The sequence below is a fragment of the Paraburkholderia sp. SIMBA_053 genome (assembly GCF_046534895.1).
In the GTDB taxonomy this organism is placed as follows: Bacteria; Pseudomonadota; Gammaproteobacteria; order Burkholderiales; family Burkholderiaceae; genus Paraburkholderia; species Paraburkholderia caledonica.
The window spans coordinates 1-258 of the sequence record NZ_JAWRXU010001051.1; the positions used below are offsets into that span (position 1 = coordinate 1).

A 258-nucleotide genomic window follows, 5' to 3' on the forward strand; every position below is an offset into this window, starting at 1 on the left:
GGGTGCGGCGGGGTGCGGCGCTCGCGGGGAGCGACCGTCGTCAGGAGATCGTGATCTCGAACCCGGTGGCCGTGGGGGTCACGGCCACCTGCGAGAGATCCGTGACCAGGACGGTCGGGTTGTGTGCTGCCGCGTGCTTCCCGACACCGACGACCCGCATGCCGGCCGCGAGACCCGCCTGGATTCCCGCGCCGGAGTCCTCGAACACGATGCAGTCCGCGGGGTCGATCCCCAGCAGGCCCGCGGCGCGGACGAATC

At 72.5% G+C, this 258-nt stretch carries 1 protein-coding gene; it reads right to left on the reverse strand.

All coding sequences use genetic code 11. The annotated features are described in order from the left end of the window. Positions 1–40: 40 nt before the first annotated feature. Positions 41–258 (reverse strand): HAD-IA family hydrolase (locus tag SB753_RS38840; protein ID WP_410805387.1); only part of this gene is annotated, 218 nt, incomplete at its 5' end.